Source organism: Microbulbifer sp. JSM ZJ756 (assembly GCF_044383805.1).
In the GTDB taxonomy this organism is placed as follows: Bacteria; Pseudomonadota; Gammaproteobacteria; order Pseudomonadales; family Cellvibrionaceae; genus Microbulbifer; species Microbulbifer zhoushanensis.
The window spans coordinates 234,271-252,524 of record NZ_JBISER010000004.1; the positions used below are offsets into that span (position 1 = coordinate 234,271).

General features: G+C 61.0%; 13 protein-coding genes. 7 read left to right on the plus strand and 6 right to left on the minus strand.

Going from position 1 to position 18,254, the window contains the following annotated elements; translation table 11 throughout:
* Positions 1-40 precede the first annotated feature (40 nt).
* On the plus strand, positions 41-460 hold the full coding sequence (locus ACH6CX_RS09155) for an STAS/SEC14 domain-containing protein (RefSeq protein ID WP_233006353.1): 420 nt from the start codon (positions 41-43) through the stop codon (positions 458-460).
* Between the two features lie 25 nt (positions 461-485).
* On the opposite strand, the gene mmsB is transcribed toward ACH6CX_RS09155, so the two are convergent.
* Positions 486-1,397, minus strand: a complete 912-nt coding sequence (mmsB, locus tag ACH6CX_RS09160; RefSeq protein WP_233006354.1) for a 3-hydroxyisobutyrate dehydrogenase — start codon at positions 1,395-1,397, stop codon at positions 486-488.
* Positions 1,398-1,458: 61 nt separating this feature from the next.
* Positions 1,459-2,601: an enoyl-CoA hydratase/isomerase family protein gene (locus ACH6CX_RS09165; RefSeq protein ID WP_233006355.1), complete on the minus strand. Its 1,143-nt coding sequence runs from the start codon at positions 2,599-2,601 to the stop codon at positions 1,459-1,461.
* A 277-nt stretch (positions 2,602-2,878) separates the two neighbouring features.
* On the opposite strand from ACH6CX_RS09165, the gene ettA reads away from it, so the two are divergent.
* On the plus strand, positions 2,879-4,543 hold the full coding sequence (ettA, locus tag ACH6CX_RS09170; protein ID WP_396675334.1) for an energy-dependent translational throttle protein EttA: 1,665 nt from the start codon (positions 2,879-2,881) through the stop codon (positions 4,541-4,543).
* 53 nt (positions 4,544-4,596) lie between these two features.
* On the opposite strand, the gene ACH6CX_RS09175 is transcribed toward ettA, so the two are convergent.
* Both ACH6CX_RS09175 and ACH6CX_RS09180 read right to left on the minus strand, forming a co-directional pair.
* Entirely contained in the window at positions 4,597-5,811 is a 1,215-nt protein-coding gene (locus ACH6CX_RS09175) for a methyltransferase (RefSeq protein WP_237062725.1), read from the minus strand.
* Positions 5,812-5,957: 146 nt separating this feature from the next.
* Complete coding sequence (locus tag ACH6CX_RS09180; RefSeq protein ID WP_396675335.1) at positions 5,958-7,655, minus strand: 7TM diverse intracellular signaling domain-containing protein; 1,698 nt, start codon at positions 7,653-7,655, stop codon at positions 5,958-5,960.
* A 232-nt stretch (positions 7,656-7,887) separates the two neighbouring features.
* Here ACH6CX_RS09180 and ACH6CX_RS09185 point away from each other — a divergent pair, with 232 nt between their 5' ends.
* Entirely contained in the window at positions 7,888-8,697 is an 810-nt protein-coding gene (locus tag ACH6CX_RS09185; protein WP_334078630.1) for an MOSC domain-containing protein, read from the plus strand.
* Between the two features lie 30 nt (positions 8,698-8,727).
* Positions 8,728-9,711: a questin oxidase family protein gene (locus tag ACH6CX_RS09190; protein WP_237062735.1), complete on the plus strand. Its 984-nt coding sequence runs from the start codon at positions 8,728-8,730 to the stop codon at positions 9,709-9,711.
* A gap of 62 nt (positions 9,712-9,773) precedes the next feature.
* Here the strand turns inward: ACH6CX_RS09190 and ACH6CX_RS09195 are convergent, their stop codons facing one another.
* On the minus strand, positions 9,774-12,662 hold the full coding sequence (locus ACH6CX_RS09195; protein WP_233006361.1) for a TonB-dependent receptor: 2,889 nt from the start codon (positions 12,660-12,662) through the stop codon (positions 9,774-9,776).
* 612 nt (positions 12,663-13,274) lie between these two features.
* Here ACH6CX_RS09195 and ACH6CX_RS09200 point away from each other — a divergent pair.
* Positions 13,275-13,823, plus strand: coding sequence for a thioredoxin family protein (locus ACH6CX_RS09200; protein ID WP_334078629.1), 549 nt, complete (start codon positions 13,275-13,277; stop codon positions 13,821-13,823).
* 100 nt (positions 13,824-13,923) lie between these two features.
* Here the strand turns inward: ACH6CX_RS09200 and ACH6CX_RS09205 are convergent, their stop codons facing one another.
* The gene (locus ACH6CX_RS09205; protein WP_233006363.1) at positions 13,924-14,628 is read right to left on the minus strand and encodes a gamma-glutamyl-gamma-aminobutyrate hydrolase family protein; all 705 of its coding nucleotides are present in this window, start codon (positions 14,626-14,628) and stop codon (positions 13,924-13,926) included.
* 149 nt (positions 14,629-14,777) lie between these two features.
* Between ACH6CX_RS09205 and ACH6CX_RS09210 the strand changes: the two genes are divergently transcribed.
* Positions 14,778-15,509 carry an OmpW family outer membrane protein gene (locus ACH6CX_RS09210; protein ID WP_334078628.1) on the plus strand — a complete coding sequence of 244 codons (732 nt, stop codon included), beginning with the start codon at positions 14,778-14,780 and terminating at the stop codon, positions 15,507-15,509.
* Positions 15,510-15,993: 484 nt separating this feature from the next.
* Complete coding sequence (locus ACH6CX_RS09215) at positions 15,994-18,234, plus strand: TonB-dependent receptor domain-containing protein (protein ID WP_334078627.1); 2,241 nt, start codon at positions 15,994-15,996, stop codon at positions 18,232-18,234.
* Positions 18,235-18,254: the final 20 nt, after the last annotated feature.

Genomic DNA, 18,254 nt, shown 5'->3' on the forward strand with positions numbered 1-18,254 from the left:
CACAAAATCACTGTACCGGGGAAAGTTTGGGGAGAGTTTAATGAAAGATTTCCAGCGCCATGGCCTGTCCGTGGGGATAGAACGGGTAGACTCGGAGTTTTTCCTGCATATCCGGGTTTCGGGCGAACTGACCCACTGGGACTACGAGATCATCACGCCGCTGCTGGAGCAGGCTCTGGACTCGGTGGCACACCCGAATGTAAAGGCACTGGTGGATATCCGGGAGCTGAGCGGGTGGGAATGGCGCGCGGCCTGGGATGACCTGAGACTGGGACTGCGCCACGGCAATGAATTCTCGCAGGTGGCCCTGCTCGGTAACGGCAACTGGCAGGAGCTGGCCACACGGGTCGCCAACTGGTTTACCGGCGCGGAACTGCGCTACTTCCGCAGCGAGGGCGCTGCCCTGGCGTGGCTGACAGGCACCCGGGGAGAGGCAACCGGGCACCGCGCCCTCGCCTGAGCGCCGGCCCGCGCAATAGCCGCCTTCAGTCGCCAGCCGGCCGGCGGAACATATTCTGGATGCTGGAGAAATCCAGCATCCGGTTCGACGGGTCACCACCGTGCAGCTGGTACAGGTTTTTCGCCAGCGCTCCCAGGGGCGTCGAGGAAGCGCTGCCGGCGGCTGTGTCCATCGCCAGCCCCAGGTCCTTCAGCATCAGCTGCACAGAGAACCCTCCCTCATAATCCCGCGATGCCGGGACTCCCTCCATCACGCCCGGATACGGGTTGTATTTTTCCAGTGACCAGTTGCCGCCGGAACTGGCACGCATGATGTCGGACAGCACCTTCGGGTCCAGGCCATTATCCACCCCCATCTGCAGGGCCTCGGCGGTGCCAATCATATGGATCGCCAGCAACATGTTATTGCAGATTTTCGCCACCTGGCCGGACCCCGCCGGCCCGGCGTGGAAGACATTTGCCCCCATGGCTTCCAGCAGGGGCCGCGCCGCGTCCACCGCAGAGGCATCGCCACCGCACATAAATGACAGGGTCCCCGCCTCCGCCGCGGCGGTGCCACCGGATACCGGCGCCTCGATGGCCGGCAGGCCGCGCTCGTGGGCGGCGGAGAGCAGCTGGCGTGCATCACTGGCGGCAATGGTGGAACAGTCGACCACCAGGGTGCCGTCATCCATTGCCTGCAGCAGGCCTCGGGCCCCCAGGTAGACGCCCTTGACCACGTCGCCGGTGGTGAGCATCGAGATCACCGCGTCGGCGCCGGCCACCGCCTCCTGCGCACTGCCCGCACGCTTGCAGCCCTCTGCCTCGGCCTGCTTCAGCGCCGCTTCTGACAGGTCAAAGGCAGTTACCGCAAAACCTGCCTTCACCAGGTTGGCCGCCATCGGGCCACCCATATGGCCCAGGCCGATAAAGGCCACTTTCTCGATTGCTTTGTGCATCTCTTACCATCCTTTTATTGTGTTTTTATCCATTGGTCGAGGGGCTGTCCGGTGCGGGGCCTCAAAGATCCCGCAGCGGGTGTACCGGCCAGGGATCGCGGAAGCAGCCCAGGACCTCGCCCAGCGGCACCTCCTCCAGGCCGGCCGGCTGCCACTGCGGGTTGCGGTCCTTGTCTACCAGCAGCGCACGCACGCCCTCGCGCAGGTGACCGCTGTTGCAGAGGTTGACCGCCAGCGCCAGCTCCATGCGGAACACATCCGCCAGCGACAGGTGCCGGGCACGCTGCAGCTGCTCCCAGACCACCCAGGGCGTCATCGGTGAGCCGGCGGCGAGTGTCTTCGCTGCTTTCTGCAGCCAGGGATCATCCCCGCCATAACCGGTAATGGAGTGCCACACCTCCGGCAGGGTGGCGAAATCGGTGAGCTGCTGGATGATGTCGAAGTGCTCGCGCAGTGGGGATGCCGGCTGCTCTTCATGGGGCAGCTGCAGGCCTTTCAGGCAATCACTCACCAGCTGGTGGAAGGGCTTGCCGGAGCCGGTGAAATCCAGCCCGGCCACCGCTTCCAGTGCCCGCTCACGCGCATCGTCAGCCAGCATCCGGTCCGCCATGCCGGCGAAGAGTGCGTCGCTACCGTTGAACTGCGCCCCGGTCAGGCCCAGGAACAACCCCAGCCGCCCGGGCATCCGGTTGAGGAACCAGCTGCTGCCCACATCCGGGAACAGGCCGATGGTCACTTCCGGCATGGCCAGGCGCGTCGACGGGGTGACCACCCGGTGACTGGCGCCGGCCATGACACCGATTCCGCCACCCATCACGTAACCGCCACCCCAGACCACAATCGGTTTCTCGTAGGTATGGATGCGATAGTCGAGCCGGTATTCATGCGAGAAAAACTTTGAGGTGAACTCGGTACTGCCCTCCCCCGCCGCGGCCTCCGCGTAGCTGGCCGACTCCCGGTAGAGCGCGATCACATCGCCACCGGCGCAGAACGCCTTGTCGCCGCTGCCATCGATCCACACGCAGGCCACGCTGTCGTCCTCGGCCCAGGCATCCAGCTGGGCCGACAACAGGTCGATCATTTCCAGGTTGAGCGCGTTCAGCGCCTTTGGCAGGTTCAGGGTCGCCTGCGCCAGGGCGCCGTGGCGCCGGAAGGTGACCGGGGAATCGCTGCTGGCTTCTCGCTCCATCTCGACTGCTCTCATCTAGTGCTATTCATGTTCGCCGCAGTTAACCACAGATCGACGGGCGGGTCAGCCGGGTGCCCAAATGACCGCCGGGAGCAACGGCGCGTGGTCGAACAGGCGGACACAAGGTCCGCCCCTACAGGTCCGGCCGCTGCCTGTGGATGCCACATTATCGGCCAGGCCCGCGGTATCAAGCCCGGCCGGCCCGCGGGCCGGTTGCACTTTTCCGGCAAACTGATAAGTTGCGCGCAATTTCTGACCGATCCTGCAACCGATTACGGGAAGCCCTCTATCAATGGCTGAATACGTCTACACAATGAACCGGGTGGGCAAGGTAGTGCCGCCCAAACGCGAAATCCTCAAGGATATCTCCCTGTCTTTCTTCCCCGGCGCCAAGATTGGCGTGCTGGGCCTGAACGGCGCCGGTAAATCCACCCTGCTGCGCATCATGGCCGGCGTGGACCAGGACTATAACGGCGAGGCCCGGGCCATGCCGGGCATCAAGGTGGGCTACCTGCCGCAGGAGCCCCAGCTGGACCCGGCCAAGACCGTGCGCGGCAATGTGGAAGACGGTGTACGCGAGGCCATCGACGCCCTCGCCGGCCTGGAGCAGGTCTACGCCGACTACGCCGAGCCGGACGCCGACTTCGATGCCCTGGCCAAGAAGCAGCAACAGTACGAGGACGTGATCCAGGCCTGGGATGCCCACAACCTGGAGCACCGCCTGGAAGTGGCCGCCGACGCCCTGCGCCTGCCGCCCTGGGACGCCGACGTAAACCTGCTGTCCGGTGGTGAGAAGCGCCGCGTGGCCCTGTGCCGCCTGCTGCTGTCCCGCCCCGACATGCTGCTGCTGGACGAGCCCACCAACCACCTGGACGCCGAGAGTGTCTACTGGCTGGAGCGCTTCCTGCACGACTTCGATGGCACCGTGGTGGCCATCACCCACGACCGCTACTTCCTCGACAATGTCGCCGGCTGGATCCTGGAACTGGACCGCGGCCACGGTATCCCCTGGGAGGGCAACTACACCACCTGGCTGGAGCAGAAGGAAAAGCGCCTGGAGCAGGAGCAGCGCGGCGAGCAGGCCCGCCAGAAGGCAATGAAAAAGGAGCTGGAGTGGGCGCGCCAGAACCCCAAGGGCCGCCAGTCCAAGAACAAGGCCCGCCTGTCGCGGCTGGAAGAAATGCAGTCGCAGGACTTCCAGACCCGCAACGAGACCAACGAGATCTACATTCCGCCGGGTGAGCGCCTGGGCGACAACGTGATTGAGTTCGAGCACGTAAGCAAGGGTTTCGGCGACCGCCTGTTGATCGACGACCTGTCCTTCCGTGTGCCGAAAGGTGCCATCGTGGGTATCGTCGGCGGTAACGGCGCCGGTAAGTCGACCCTGTTCCGCATGATCACCGGCAGCGAGAAACCGGACTCCGGTGAGATCAAGGTCGGCGAGACCGTGCAGGTGGCCTACGTCGAGCAGGGCCGCGAGAACCTGGACGACAACAAGACCGTGTGGGAAGCCATCTCCGACGGCCACGACATGCTGAAGATCGGCAACTACGAAGTGGGCTCCCGCAACTACGTCGGGCGCTTCAATTTCAAGGGCAGCGACCAGCAGAAACGCGTGGGCGAACTGTCCGGTGGTGAGCGCGGCCGGCTGCACCTGGCCTACACCCTCAAGCAGGGCGCCAACGTGCTGCTGCTGGACGAACCGTCCAACGACCTGGACATCGAGACCCTGCGCGCACTGGAAGAGGCCCTGCTGAACTTCCCCGGCTGCGCCCTGGTAATCTCGCACGACCGCTGGTTCCTGGACCGGGTGGCGACCCATATCCTGGCCTACGAGGGCGAGAGCGATGTGGTGTTCTTCGAGGGCAACTACACCGAATACCACGAGGACTTCGTGGAGCGTAAGGGTGAGGATGCCACCCCGCACCGGATGCAGTACAAGAAGCTGAAGACCTGATCGGCAGGTCCTGAAGCGAGAGACAAAAAAGGCGGCCACCATGGCCGCCTTTTTTATGGGCGAGTTGCCCGGACCAGGATATTGCGTGGCGTGATTTCGCGATCGCAGAATTCCCCGATCTCCACCCGTGCGCCCTGCTCTTCCAGGTACAGCGCCCGGTCCAGCACCAGCCACAACTCCAGCGGCCGGCGGAAAACATGGGCCACCAGCTCCATGCGCCGCACGCGATGCCGCCGCTGCAGGCCCAGCGCCAACCAGTGCTCCTCGTCGATATCTGCCGGCAACGACAGCTGCCGGCGCTCCGCCGCCCAGCGGGCAAAATCGGCAAAGCGTCCGGTCAGTAAACCCTTGCGTATATTCGGTACCGCCAGGTATTCGTCGACACCGCGGAGCTCACGCTGAAGCTCGTCAAACGCCATCCGCCAGTGCAGTTCGCGCTGGCGCAGGCGGCGCACGCCGGCACCCGCTGTAACCGTTTCCTGCAGGGGCAGGTGCAGGTCGTCGCGACTGAGCCGCACCTGGGCCACCCTGGCAGTTTCGGAGAGCGGCAGGAACGCCTCACCGCGCAACAGGTGATAGCAGCAGGGTGACAGGCTCAGGTGCCGCCCGCCGCCGTGGGCCCAGTGCCGCATCAGGGTGGTATGCAGGTCGCCGCAGGCGTGCAGGGCCACCGCATCGGCGCCGGTCACCCACTGCGCCGCTTCCGGCGCGAACGCATCGCAATGCACAAAGCGCATGGGCGCGCCACTGCGTTGCGCCAGTTGGGTACCCTCGTCGCAGAGACGCGCCTGCCACTCGAGGCTGGTCACCGGCCGCCCATCGCAGGTGGCCAGCACCCGGCCCAGGTGGCCCTTACCGGCGCACCATTCCAGGACCGGATCCTGCGACTCCGGCAGGCATCCGGCAAAAGCCAGGATCTGCTGCCACTTGCGCCCGGGTACCCCGTGGTCCAGTCGCTCCGGTGGCGCCAGCACGCGGGCCTCCAGCCGGGGCAGGCGGCTCAGTGCCAGCAGCGGCGGCGCTTCGGCCAGCCAGGGGGAGAGCCAGTCGGCAGCCTCGACCATATCCGCCTCCAGCTGCCGGAGAACGTCGTCTTCCAGCGAATCCAGGGCCTGACAGAGTTCGGGATGGGTATCGAGCCAGCGCCACTGGCGGTGATGGAAGGGCCGGAATTGCCACCACCGGGCAGCGCCGGCGAGCAGCTGGTCGAGCTGGCAAAACCACTGGCGCAGGTTCGACCGCTCGCTGTCCCGCCTCTCACTGCCCATGCCAAGCTCCGTTTCGTAAACCGCTGAAACCCCTTCACAGTTTACCGGGACGGGCCGGCACACCAAAGGACCGCAGTTTCCGGCGAGGCCGGCGGGCGGGAACCCGGCAGTATCGCCTGGCCGGCCCTACCGGCGAAAGTGCGATTTCAGGAGGTCTCAGCTTCTGCAAACGCAACCGGGGCCGCGCTCGCCGCTGTGCGGTCACGCCCCCCCTGTTTGGCCCGGTAAAGCGCCGCATCCGCCGCCTCCAGCAGCTGCACCGGTGCACCCAGGTTGCCGCGCTCGAAACTCGCCACGCCGATACTGATGGTGAGGGGCAGCTCGAACAGGTCCAGCTCCCGCACCCGTCGCAGCAGGCGCTCGGCCAGTACCTGCGCCTGCTCGCCGCGGGTATCCGGCAACAGCAGCGCAAACTCTTCGCCACCATAACGACAGGCCACCATCGGCCGGCGTGTCTCCTGCTCGATCAGTTCGCCGATCGCACGGATCGCCTCATCACCACGGGCGTGCCCGTAGCGATCGTTGATGGCCTTGAAGTGATCAAGATCCATAAACAGCAACGAGAGCGGTGCACCGGTGCGCCGGGCCAGTTCGAATTCCCGGGGCAGCATTTCCTCGAAATAGCGCCGGTTACTGAGCCCCGAAAGCTCGTCGGTGTATCCGCGCCGCCGGATCTCGCGCACCCGCGCACCCAGCGCCAGTGACAGCAACACCATCTCGACCAGGGCGGCCACCTGGAATGCGTTGTGGGTGATGGCGTTGTGGGGCAGCCAGCCGAACGTCTTCAGCACGTAGACAATCACACTGGCCAGCAGGGTGCTCCAGCCCACCATAAAATAGCGTGCGGGGATGGATCCCCGCAGCAAGCTGACGGCGCCCATGGCCAGCAACAGGAAGCTCGCCAGCAGGATCAGCACCGTAAAAAGGGTGACCATCAGCCGGTAGCCGGCAAAGGGTGACACGATCGTCAGCGGAATCGTCACCACCAGCAGCAGGCGCGCCAGCCGGTCCAGTCGCGGTGCCAGTTGCCGGCCGGAGCAGATTGAGCGGGCGAACTGGGTAGCACAGACCAGCACAATACCCAGCAGCACCACCAGGCTCTCATTCGCCAGCCAGGGATTCCCGGGCCAGAAAAACTGGAAAGCCACACCGTTCAGCACCCCGAAGTAGAGGCCGTAACTGAGCGCGTAGCCCATGTAATAGATATAGGCCCGGTCGCGCACTGCCAGGAAGAGAAACAGGTTGTAGATCACCAGCACCAGAAATCCACCGTAGTAAACCCCGAGCAGGAACTGGTCCAGGGTAAGGTGCGGGATAAACGCCCTCTCGCTGCTGACCTCCAGGCCGATATTCATTGATCCCTGGGTGGCATAGCGCAGGTAGAAAGTGCGCTCGGTATTGGGCGGGAGGGTTACCGGGAATACAAAGTTCCGCAGCTCCAGTGGGCGGCTGGCAAATGGGAGCCGGTCGCCGGTGGCGATATGCTGCCAGCTGCCATCCTCGCGCGGGGCCCAGAAATCCAGGTGGTCAATCAGTGGATAGTCCTGCCGGATTAGCAGGGGCAGGGACTGGTCGCTGGGGTTAACCAGGGTGAATGCCACCCAGTAAGCGGAGCGGCTATAGCCAAAGTTGGCGGATTTTTCTCCCCAGGGTTGCAGTCGGGCCTGGCCGTCCGGCGACTGTAACAGGTCGAAAGTCAGGGAGTGGTCCGGGTCTTCCAGGAGACGCATGGCGGGAACCAGCGACCGGGGTTCCTGGCCCGGCTCTATGGATAATGACTCTCCCCGGACAACCAGGCCCACGCAGAGTAAAAGTACCCCCGAAAGTACCGCGGCAACTCGCATCCTGCCTTCCCGTCTTGTTCTTGTTAGCGGATCTTGTTGTACGGGGCGCAAGGGATAGATTGTCCTCTAGCCGGCGGCCTTTCCAATGGCCACTGTTACCCCTGACACTTCAGGATGTTATCACAGTGATTCGCCCTGTCTGCCTCCACCCTGCCGTGGAAATCCTGCCAACAGGCCGATGGCGAGCTGTTAGTATCAGCAGTTCACCTTTTCCGCCGCACCGGTGACCTCGATGAAGATTGACTCGCTCTACCTGTTCCCCGTGAAGTCCCTGCAGGGACACATTACCGACAGCCTGTCCCTCGATCGCTACGGCGCTGTCGATGACCGGCGCTGGATGCTGGTGGATGCCGAAAACCGGTTTGTGACCCAGCGGCGAATCCGCCATATGGCACAGCTGCGGGCCACCGTCACACCCACCGGCGTGCGGATACAGCATCGGGACGGGGATGAGATTGAGATCACGCAACCAGGCAAGTCTGCGCCCGTGCTCCGTGTCACGGTCTGGGATGACGCGGTCCTGGCACGGGACGCCGGGGATATGGCCGCCCATTGGTTGAGTGAGCGATTACAAACAAGCGTGCGACTGGTGGCGATGGGCGCGGAATTCCACCGCCCACTGGCAGCGCCGCGGGCAGACCGGCAGGTGGGCTTCGCCGATGCAGCGCCGCTGCTGGTGATCAGCCAGGCGTCCCTGGACGACCTCAACGCACGTCTCGCAGAGCCGGTCTCCATGCTCAACTTCAGGCCCAACCTGGTAGTGAGCGATTGCGAACCCTTCGCCGAGGACCAGTGGACACGCATGATCGTGCATACCCGTGACGGGCCCGCCGCGTTCGAGTGCACCCACCCCTGTGCCCGCTGTGCAATTCCCGGACTCGACCCACTGACCGGTGAAGTGCGCCGGGAACCCCTGCGGACCCTTGCCCGGTATCGGCGCGGGGAGGATGGGCAGGTCTATTTCGGCGTGAACCTGGCGCCAATTAGTGGAGCGACTGCTACCGGCACCATAAACTTGGGCGACAGGGTGGAAGCAATCTAGCGGGCCACACCTGCAGGCAGGAGGGATCCGATGGCCATCACGCGATACTGTACGGAACTGCTGGAATCGGCGAGTCGTTTCCATGTCCATTATGGCGACAGGCTGGCAAACCACCTGCCAATGGTGCTGATCGCGCTGGACCAGATGGGTGCTACCCGCGAGCAGCTCCAATATGCATTCGACCGTTCCACCCCCCACCTGCAACTCAGGCCGGCGAGCCCGGTGAAGCCTGTCAGCGATATCACCACCTGCCGGCACAGTGAAGAGTTATTCCCTAGCGCGCTGCAGTACTACGAACAACAGCTGGAGCAACACGGAATCGCGGACTGCCTGCGACGCGAGCTGCCGCCGCTGCTTCCCTCCATAGCGACCGCCGCTTTCCACGGCCTGATTCGCACTGCTTACGGTATCGACGCGAGGCACCTGGAGGAGGTCGCGATGGGTCTCGCGTACTGGAATCTGGAGTATTACCCACTGGAGTCCTCTGGTGAACGCACAGACCTGGCGGCGGCCGAGGTGATTGCGGATGTCAGCCAGCGCTATCCGCAGGTAGAGGTAGCCCCGGGCAATATCAGTGACCACATGCATGCGGTCATGGGCCAGGATGGCTGGATGGACACCCCGATCCAGCCGCGGCAGCTGGGACTGGAGGATATCGCCGCAATCGCCCTCAAGGCCTATGCCGGCACGGGAAGCTTTACCCTTCTGCACGGCGTGACGGGATGTCATGCCCTGCGGCTGATATTGCCCTATTGTCCCGATCGGGAGGTTGCCATGCGGTATTTCTGGGAGGGGCTGGTCATTGCCTATCTCAGCACCGGGCCAGAACCAATCGTGTCAGCGGGGGCACGCGGTGACGCAGTGGAGCAAGTGAAGGCGTGGCAAGAGATAAGGGAGAAAGCATGCCGCAGTGATGATGATCACATCATCAAATTGAGCTACAGCTGTCAGCAGGAGTTCGAGTTTTACGAAAACGCCGCCTACCGGCATGTCGCGTCGTCGTTATTCGAGTAGTAGCCGGAATAAAAAAATCCCCGCCGAACGGCGGGGATTTTCCAACAAAAGCCGTTTAAGACTTAGTTGAACTCGTAGCGAACGCCAAGGCGAACGGCACGAGGTGCCTGGTAGTAAACCGGCTCACCGTAGAACTCATCGACGAGACCGCCGTCGGTGTCACCAGTCTCAACCACTTCGCTGACAGCGTCGTTGCCGAACACGTTAAACACGTCGAAAGACAGCATCAGCTCCTGGTTGTTGGCGAACTGCACCGGGTACTGGGCATTCAGGTCCAGGTTCCAGTAGGTGTCAGTGCGACCCTGGCTACCGCGCGGCTGAAGCTCACCCTGGCAGTAGAAGGATTCAGCACCGTAGGCCTGGGCAAACACGTCGGTCGGGTGAACGCCGAAGCAGTTCTTCGGACGACCGGTCTGCCACATGAAGTTACCACCCAGGCGCAGGCCCATGTCGAACTGGTAAGTACCAAATGCCTTCAGGGTGTGGCGGCGATCGTTCGGCAGGTTGCCGTAACCACCATCCAGCAGTCCCGGCTGGTCGAAGTTAGTGGTCAGGCCGGCATCGTCCTGGCCGTTGTCCGAACGCACGTAACCTTCGTTGTTACCCCAGCTGTGGCCCCAGGTATAGGACGCATCAACCATCCAGCGACCATCGAACGGACGACGGAAAGTGAATTCCAGCGCACCGTACTGACGCTTGGCCTCCGGGTAACCCAGCTGGTCCGCGGAAAGGTTCACGAACTCATCGGTCTCCGGGATGTAGATACGCATATCGTTACCCGGGTTGGTGAGTACGTACTGGTGGAAACCAGTGAAGGCATCTTCAACAGTACCGTCTGCAGTCCAGTTGCCCTCGGTGTTGTAGTAATCGATAACGGCAGCATCGATCGCCACGTCCTCGATGGAGGTCTCCAGGTTGCGGTACATACCCTTGACACCCAGCTCCATGCCATTCTCCATTACGTATTCGTAACCGAGGATGAACTCAGACTGGTACATGGGCTCAATGTTGGTATCCACCAGGCTGCGGGTATCCGGCACAGTGCCGTCACCAAACAGGTCCTGGTCGAACTGGCCACCGACGTTACACGGGGTAAAGTCGGCGTTCAGGCACTCGCCGTCCCAGTCGTAGTAGTTCTGGATATAGGTCTCGTTACCGGCCATCCGAATATTGGTATTCGAGGCGATCGGCAGGTAGTACATACCCCAGTTGGCAAAGATCTTCTGGTTGCCGGCACCGGTCGGGTCGAATACCGCTGACAGGCGCGGTGCCCACTGGTTGTCGATCTCGATGAACGCGTCACCGGCACCGTTGTTGTTCTTGAAGGTCTCGTTACGCAGACCCAGCTGCAGGGAGAGCTGGTCGGTTGCCTGCCAGGTGTCCTGGATGTAGAACGCTGAGGACTCTACGTCGAACTCACCACCTACGTTATAGATACGCTCACGAACGTTCGCGCCGGAGGGACACTCAGCCAGGGAGCACTCGTTGTAAGTGTTGTTCGGATCCAGCAGCCAGTAGACGCCACCAGAGTTCACAGTCGCACTGGTAGAGGTGTTGTTTTCCTGGTCGAGGCCCACTTCCAGGAAGTGGTCATTCAGGTCCCAGGAAAGGTCAACACGCAGCATTTCGCGTGTATCTTCACCGGTTTCAACGGTGAAGTTGGTCCAGTCACCGCGAGCGATAAAGCCACCGTTGTACTCGTACACCACCGGGATATCGGCAGTGGCAGGAGCGGTAGTGCGGTTTGCCTCGTTTTCACCGTAGGACACGGCCAGGGTGACAGTGTCAGTCAGGTTACCGGTGTAGGTGGCAATCCAGTTCATACCACCGCGCTCGTACAGGGTATCACCCAGGTAGTTGCCAACAGTTTCAGTGGCAGAGTCGTACTCGTAGGAGCCTTCGATGGTCTCGCGCTCGTCACTGAAAGCGGTCAGTTCAACACGGTGGTTTTCACTGATGTAGCCATCCAGTTTTACGCCCCAGAAATCGGTGTCCTGCTCGGCCTTGTAACCACGGCCGCTGAGCATGCCGTAATATTCCTGCTCCTCGCTCTTGTTGCTGTAGAGCGCGTAGAAGAACAGGCGATCTTCGATGATCGGGCCGGAGGCATAGATATCGGCATTGGTCTCCGAGTATTCGTCCTTGTCGTTATCGGCGGCGTAAGTATTCGGTGCCGTTTCGACCTCGGTATCGTAGTAGAAGTTGGAACCGAACTTGAATTCGTTGGTACCACTCTTGGAGGTGGCATTCATGACACCACCGGTGGAGCGGCCGAACTTGGCGGAGTAACCGCCGGTCTTGACCTGGATGCTGTCGTAGAATTCAAACGGAACTTCAGAAAAGCCCAGACCGTTACGGAAGTTGGTGGTGTTGAGGCCGTTGATGTAGCTCACGTTCTCCGCAACTGACGCACCGGCAAAGCTGGCATGATTACCAAAGGTCTGGTCACCGCGCGTTACGCTCGGGGCCAGCAGGGTAACAGAGGTCAGGTCGCGGGCTACGGGGATTTCGTTCAGTTCCTCGGCAGAAATTACCATGCCGGATTCTGCGATACCCACGTCTACCTGGGAGATACGCTCACCGTTAACGACAACCTGCTCCAGCTCAGCGCCGGAGCCTAGGACGATGGTAGCCGTGCCGCCAAGGCTAACGACAACAGTCTGCGTATCAACGACACCGCCGTCATTGAATACCTGCAGCTGGTATTTGCCCGGAGTCAGGCTGCCAAAGCGGAACTCGCCGTCGGCATCGACACTGATTTCCTTGGTGATACCACGAGCGGTATCAGTCAGCTTGATAGTCTTGGCATTCTCGACACCCACCACGGAACCGCGAATGGTGCCGGTGGTGTCGTCGGCAAATACTGTCGGGCTGGCGACAGTGGTAGCACCGATCGCCAGAGCCAGGACGCTCTTGGCCAGGTGCATTCTGAGCTTGTTATTTGAGCTCATATTGACCCCTCTCTTATAGGAAGTTGTTGTGTGAGTTGTATTTATTGAACGTGATCGCCCCCCAGCGATCACTTTCCCAACACAAGTACCAAGACGAGCGAGGAACAGTTTTACTCAACTTTTTTTGTAAAAAAGTCACAAAACGAAAATATTTTTATGCCAGATGCATCCATATTGGCACTATCCCTGGAACATCAGCTCCTAACCGAATGCAAAAGAGAGCAGGATAAATTCAAAAACGGCATATTATCGATAAACCTATCCCATAAGGGTCAGGCTTTACACTAAGGGGCTCATATTCAGCTTAGTCAGCAAAGTTTTGATTTAACGGGTGATCAAAACTCTCAAAAAGCTCACAAATTAAACAGGCTGCCGCTTTGTATCATTGCGGACCGACTTTCAGGCCGGTGCCCGAGAACTCCCTGGAGAACCTCAACAGGACAGGGCAGCATGATCACAGGGCAAAAGAAATATGCCCGCCCGCCGGTAACGAATAAAAATCAACCAGCCCGGTTATGACAGGGACGCATGCACTCCTCCTTTTACACCGGCCCCCGGAACAGTAACCTGTATGGAGAATGATTCCTTAACCAGCTGATTGCAGGACCGCACATGGCTCTTACCCCATCAAGCATGATTCCGCTCGGCACCGAGATGCCGGCATTTACCCTTCCCGATACCAATGGCGGGATGCTGTCGAGTGCTAAGATGGCGGGCAAGCCGCTGCTTGTGATGTTTATCTGCAATCACTGCCCTTTTGTAAAACATATAGCCGCCGCATTGTCAGAATTTGCGGAGCAATATATTCCCGCTGGCCTCGCCATTGTCGCCATTAACAGCAACGACTTTGCCAGCCACCCGGACGACAGCCCGGATAAGATGCGCGAGGAAATAGCTGCAAGGGGCTACCGGTTCCCATACCTGGTGGACGAAGGGCAGGAAGTGGCAAGGGCGTTCGACGCAGCATGTACGCCGGACTTCTTCCTCTTCGACCGGGATGGCAAGCTGGCGTACCGGGGCCAGTTCGACAGCAGTCGACCGGGCAATGGCGAGCCAGTGGACGGCTCTGACTTGCGCGCGGCGGCAGATGCGGTACTGCGGGGGGAGCAGCCGGACGCGGACCAGACGCCGTCCGTCGGCTGCAATATCAAATGGAAGTAAACCGGACCCCGGTTGCCCTGTAGGAGCGCCCCATGGCCGTGAATACACCCGCCTTTGGGTGATCGCAGCCAGCAGCCGCTCCTACCGCATCAACCGGTGATTACTGCTTGCGCAGGAACTCCAGCATCCACTTGGCCACGGTGCTTTCGTGGATATCGTTCTGCAGGGAAGCCTGCCCCTTTTCCACCACATCCCCGCCGAAAGCCTCGCGGCGCAGCTCCATCAGGCTATTGGAATAGGGCTTGGTGAATTCCGGGTGGGCCTGGAAGGTGAGCATATTCTCATCCACCTGCACCATGGCCATGGGGCAGAAGTCGCTGGACGCCAGGATCCGGGCCCCGGGCGGCAGGGTTTCCACCTGGTCCTGGTGGCTGACCAGCAGGCTGAACTGGTCGAGCGGCTCGGACATCCAGCTCGGTGTCTCCTGCAGCTCGTAGGTATGGACGCCGACACCCCAGCCCTTGTCGGACTTGCGGGTCTTGCCCCCCAGGGCCTGGGCGATCAGCTGGTGACCGAAACAGATGCCGATGGTGGGCTTGCCCCGTTCCCGCAGCATGCGCACAAACTCCATCAGGGGCGGGATCCAGGGCTTGTCCTCGTAGACACCAGTCTTGCTGCCGGTAATCAGGTAAGCGTCCACTTCATCGACGTCATCCGGGTAGTGACCGTGCTGCACTTCATAGGTCACAAACTCCAGGGATGGATCCTGGTCCCGCAGCAGCTGGGCAAACATTTCCGGATATTCACCAAATTCACCCACCAGCTCCTTGCGGACATCATCGGTTTTCAACACGCCTATTTTCATTATCTCACCGCTGAATTGACTACTGAGGTGGCGGATTATGGCATATCCCGGCCCCGTCTGGCGTCCGGTACCACAGCATCCCCTCGGCGCCTGCGCCCAGTGTCTAGACTGACTTTTGGGAACCGCAGTCTTCATGGAGCGAACCGAAAATGAGATCCACGGCACTTCTGACCTCCGCCCTGGCGCTGGCACTGGCCGGCAACAGCGTCCTGGCGGAAAACCGCCAGGGGGATTTCATCCTGCGAGCCGGGGCCGGGGCGACAATACCGGATGACATGTCCGAGGAGCTGAGGCTGAATGGCGCCCTCCTGCCGGGCACCCGCGTCCTGGTAGATGATGGATATGCCGCCACCTTTACCGGCGCCTGGGTGTTTGCCGACCACTGGGGCCTGGGCTTGCTCCTGGCCACCCCGTTTGAACACGACCTGGATGTCCGCGGCCTGCCGGGCGCAGATGGGCTCTCGATTGGCACTGTACCCCTGGGTGACATCAAGCACCTGCCCCCGACGCTGACGGTACAGTGGTTCCCGGTCTGTGTAGAGTCATGGGTCCAGCCTTACGTCGGCTTCGGCGTCAACTACACCACTTTTGTCGACGAAGACGTTGCCCGCATCGCCAATGGCTATTTCCTCAACATGCTCGGTGCCACGCGGGATGCGAGACTTGAGCTCGATGATTCCTGGGGGCTGGCGGGCGAGCTGGGTGTAGACGTGCAATTTGGCCCTGAAAGCCGCTGGCTGTTTAATGCCTCCATGTGGTACCTGGACATCGACACCGACGCGGAGATTCGCTTTCCCACCGAGACCGGAGTTTCCCGGATTAAAACGGAAGTGGAGATCGACCCCTTCGTATACAGCGTAGGCATCGGATATCGTTTCTGATACAGATACGATTTATCCTCAGGACGCGAAAAGAAAATAATACTGCCAGGACCATCCATGGCAGCCGCAGATTCCCGCCCGACGCCTTGCGATAGTCCTTTATTCTGGTTAAGGTGAAATAAACCTGTCACCAGATCGGGCCATCGAGTCATTTCCAGCCCGGTTTAGCCTGGTTTCCCCCGGCAGCCCGGAGCGCCGCGCCAATGTGCTGCCTGTTATCTCGAGGTGTTGTTTACCAGCGCCAAGCTCGAACGCAGTTCAACTAAAAGAACAACAGACAACTCTGATTCTATTGCGCCCGACAACGGCAATACTTTGCCGCTGTGCCTCGGCATGCCCCTGCTACTCCGGTGGCTGTAATTGCGTGTAATGGCGCCGGCATAAAAACAAGAACAAAAAGCCAATAACAAGAAACCAATAAAAAGGTGAGAGCGAAAATTCAAAATAACACGGCATAAGAATATCGCACGACAAGGAGAGCAATATGCAACGCGCCACCACCATCAACCGCCCAGGAACTGCGGTTATCCGCCAGGGGCTTTCCCATCGCCACTTCCTCCCGGCACTACTGGCTCTCGCAATCAGCGCGCCGGTTACTGCCCAGCAACAATCGGTGCTCGAAGAAGTCACGGTGACAGCACAGAAACGTGAACAGTCGATGCAGGATGTCTCGGTCGCTGTCAGCGCGTTTTCCGGCGATGCTATCGAGAAAATGGGTTTCGAGGAGGGCCTGGACATTACCCAGCAGGTCCCCAATATGAATTTCTTCGCTATCTTCGGCGAGGCATCCAGTCCGTCCGTCAGCCTGCGCGGTATCAGCCTGGTGAATTTTTCCGACTCCTGGGAGTCGCCGGTATCCATCTATGTGGATGACGTCTATCGAGGTAATCCTGCCGGCTCTGCTATCCAGTTGTTCGACCTGGAGCGCGTGGAAGTGCTGCGCGGGCCCCAGGGCACCCTTTATGGCCGCAACACCACCGGCGGGCTTGTGCACTATGTATCCCGCAAACCCACCGATGAATTTACCGCTAGCGCCAGCGCCAGCCTCGGCAGCTATTCCGAGCAGATCCTGGAGGGCGCGGTTGGCGGCGCGCTGGCCGACGGCGTGCGCGGTCGCTTCGCCTTCAAAAGCACCACCAATGATGGCTGGCAGACCAACACTGTTACCGGTGACAAGCTGAACGATACTGACAGCTTCGGCTACCGCGGCCAGCTTGACTTCGACCTCGGTGACAGCGGCGGCCTACTACTGAATTTCCATGGCAGCGAGGCGGACCAGAACTCGGTTGGCTTCGCCCATATGGGCTACCTGGAAGCGGCCAGTGAAGATGCCGCGACCTGTTCCATTTCCCGCATCCAGGATGGTGGCTGCACCAGCAATACCTTCGGGTTTACCGGCGCAGAGGCCGTGGACGGCAAATTTGATCCCGAGCATGTGGCCAGCGGTGCCGCCAATGGCCTGATCACCCAGATTGACACCTATGGTACGTCGGCCACCCTCGACTGGGAGTTCGAGGACTTTACCCTGACCTCCATCACCGCCTACGAAGAACTGGACAAGTTCCTGCAGGATGACGGCGATGGCACCGAAGTGGTCTGGTTTGACGAGCAGTATGCCGTGGACGCGGAGCAATATACCCAGGAATTACGGTTGGATGGCGCCACCGATAATGCCACCTGGGTTACCGGCTTTTACTACTACAAGGATGATCGTGGCCTGGTCACGGAAGCCCCGACAACCGCCGACGGCCTCTGGCACCAGGAAATCGTCGCCCTCGACAGCGAATCCTGGGCGCTGTTCGGCCAGGTGGAATACGACCTGGCCCCGACCCTGACCCTGGTGAGCGGCCTGCGCTATACCGAAGAGGAACGGGAGTTTGCCCAGGATTCCGGCCCCAGCTTTTACGAGCCGCTCTCTGTGCGGGACGACCTGAGTGAAAGCGCCACCACCGGCAGGCTGGGGCTCGACTGGCGTCCCGGTGATGACACCCTCGCCTATGCCAGCTTTTCCACTGGTTTCAAGAGTGGCGGTTTCTCCGGCAGCTACAACGCCTCGCTGGAAGCCACCCGCCCGGTGAGCGCCGAGGAGATCACCAACTTCGAGGTAGGGCTGAAAACTACCCTGGCAGAAGTCTACCGACTCAACGCGGCAGCGTTCCACTACACGGTGGAAGACTACCAGGCGCAGGTTTTCCTGACGGTGGCCGACGGCAGCGTGATTACCAACGCGGGGGATGTAGGGGGAACCGGCGCGGAAATCGAACTGACCGCGCCGATTACCGACAACTTCGAGGTGATCGCCGGCGCCGGCTGGCTGTCCACCGAGTTCGACTCGGAGCAGATATTCTTCGTGGCCGGCGACAGCTATACGCTGGACGGCAATGAACTGCCCTCTGCGCCCGGCTTCACCTACAACCTGGTGGCGCGTTACTACCAGGCCCTGGGAGAATCAGGCGAGCTGGTATTCCAGGGTGATTACTCCTGGCAGGATGACCACTTCCTGCAGATCGAGAACGACCCCTACTCCCGCCATGAAGCCTACGGCCTGGCCAACGCCAGCGTCAGCTGGTATTCACCCTCCCAGCGCTACAGCGTGCAGGCGTTTGTGAACAACCTGGCGGACGAGGAGTATTTCACCTACCAGAATACCCTCGGCAGCGACTGGGGATACGGTGTCTGGGGCCAGCCGCGCACTGCGGGCATGCGCTTCAGCTGGAAACTGTAAGCCAGCATGCAAGCACGCGC

Coding starts and splice junctions, on each gene's coding strand:
- mmsB (WP_233006354.1), bottom strand. CDS start 1,397: ATGCACAAAGCAATCGAGAAAGTGGCCTTTATCGGCCTGGGCCATATG.
- ACH6CX_RS09175 (WP_237062725.1), bottom strand. CDS start 5,811: ATGGGCAGTGAGAGGCGGGACAGCGAGCGGTCGAACCTGCGCCAGTGG.
- ACH6CX_RS09215 (WP_334078627.1), top strand. CDS start 15,994: ATGCAACGCGCCACCACCATCAACCGCCCAGGAACTGCGGTTATCCGC.
- ACH6CX_RS09205 (WP_233006363.1), bottom strand. CDS start 14,628: ATGAAAATAGGCGTGTTGAAAACCGATGATGTCCGCAAGGAGCTGGTG.
- ACH6CX_RS09155 (WP_233006353.1), top strand. CDS start 41: ATGAAAGATTTCCAGCGCCATGGCCTGTCCGTGGGGATAGAACGGGTA.
- ACH6CX_RS09195 (WP_233006361.1), bottom strand. CDS start 12,662: ATGAGCTCAAATAACAAGCTCAGAATGCACCTGGCCAAGAGCGTCCTG.
- ACH6CX_RS09180 (WP_396675335.1), bottom strand. CDS start 7,655: ATGCGAGTTGCCGCGGTACTTTCGGGGGTACTTTTACTCTGCGTGGGC.
- ACH6CX_RS09165 (WP_233006355.1), bottom strand. CDS start 2,601: ATGAGAGCAGTCGAGATGGAGCGAGAAGCCAGCAGCGATTCCCCGGTC.
- ACH6CX_RS09190 (WP_237062735.1), top strand. CDS start 8,728: ATGGCCATCACGCGATACTGTACGGAACTGCTGGAATCGGCGAGTCGT.
- ACH6CX_RS09210 (WP_334078628.1), top strand. CDS start 14,778: ATGAGATCCACGGCACTTCTGACCTCCGCCCTGGCGCTGGCACTGGCC.
- ACH6CX_RS09185 (WP_334078630.1), top strand. CDS start 7,888: ATGAAGATTGACTCGCTCTACCTGTTCCCCGTGAAGTCCCTGCAGGGA.
- ACH6CX_RS09200 (WP_334078629.1), top strand. CDS start 13,275: ATGGCTCTTACCCCATCAAGCATGATTCCGCTCGGCACCGAGATGCCG.
- ettA (WP_396675334.1), top strand. CDS start 2,879: ATGGCTGAATACGTCTACACAATGAACCGGGTGGGCAAGGTAGTGCCG.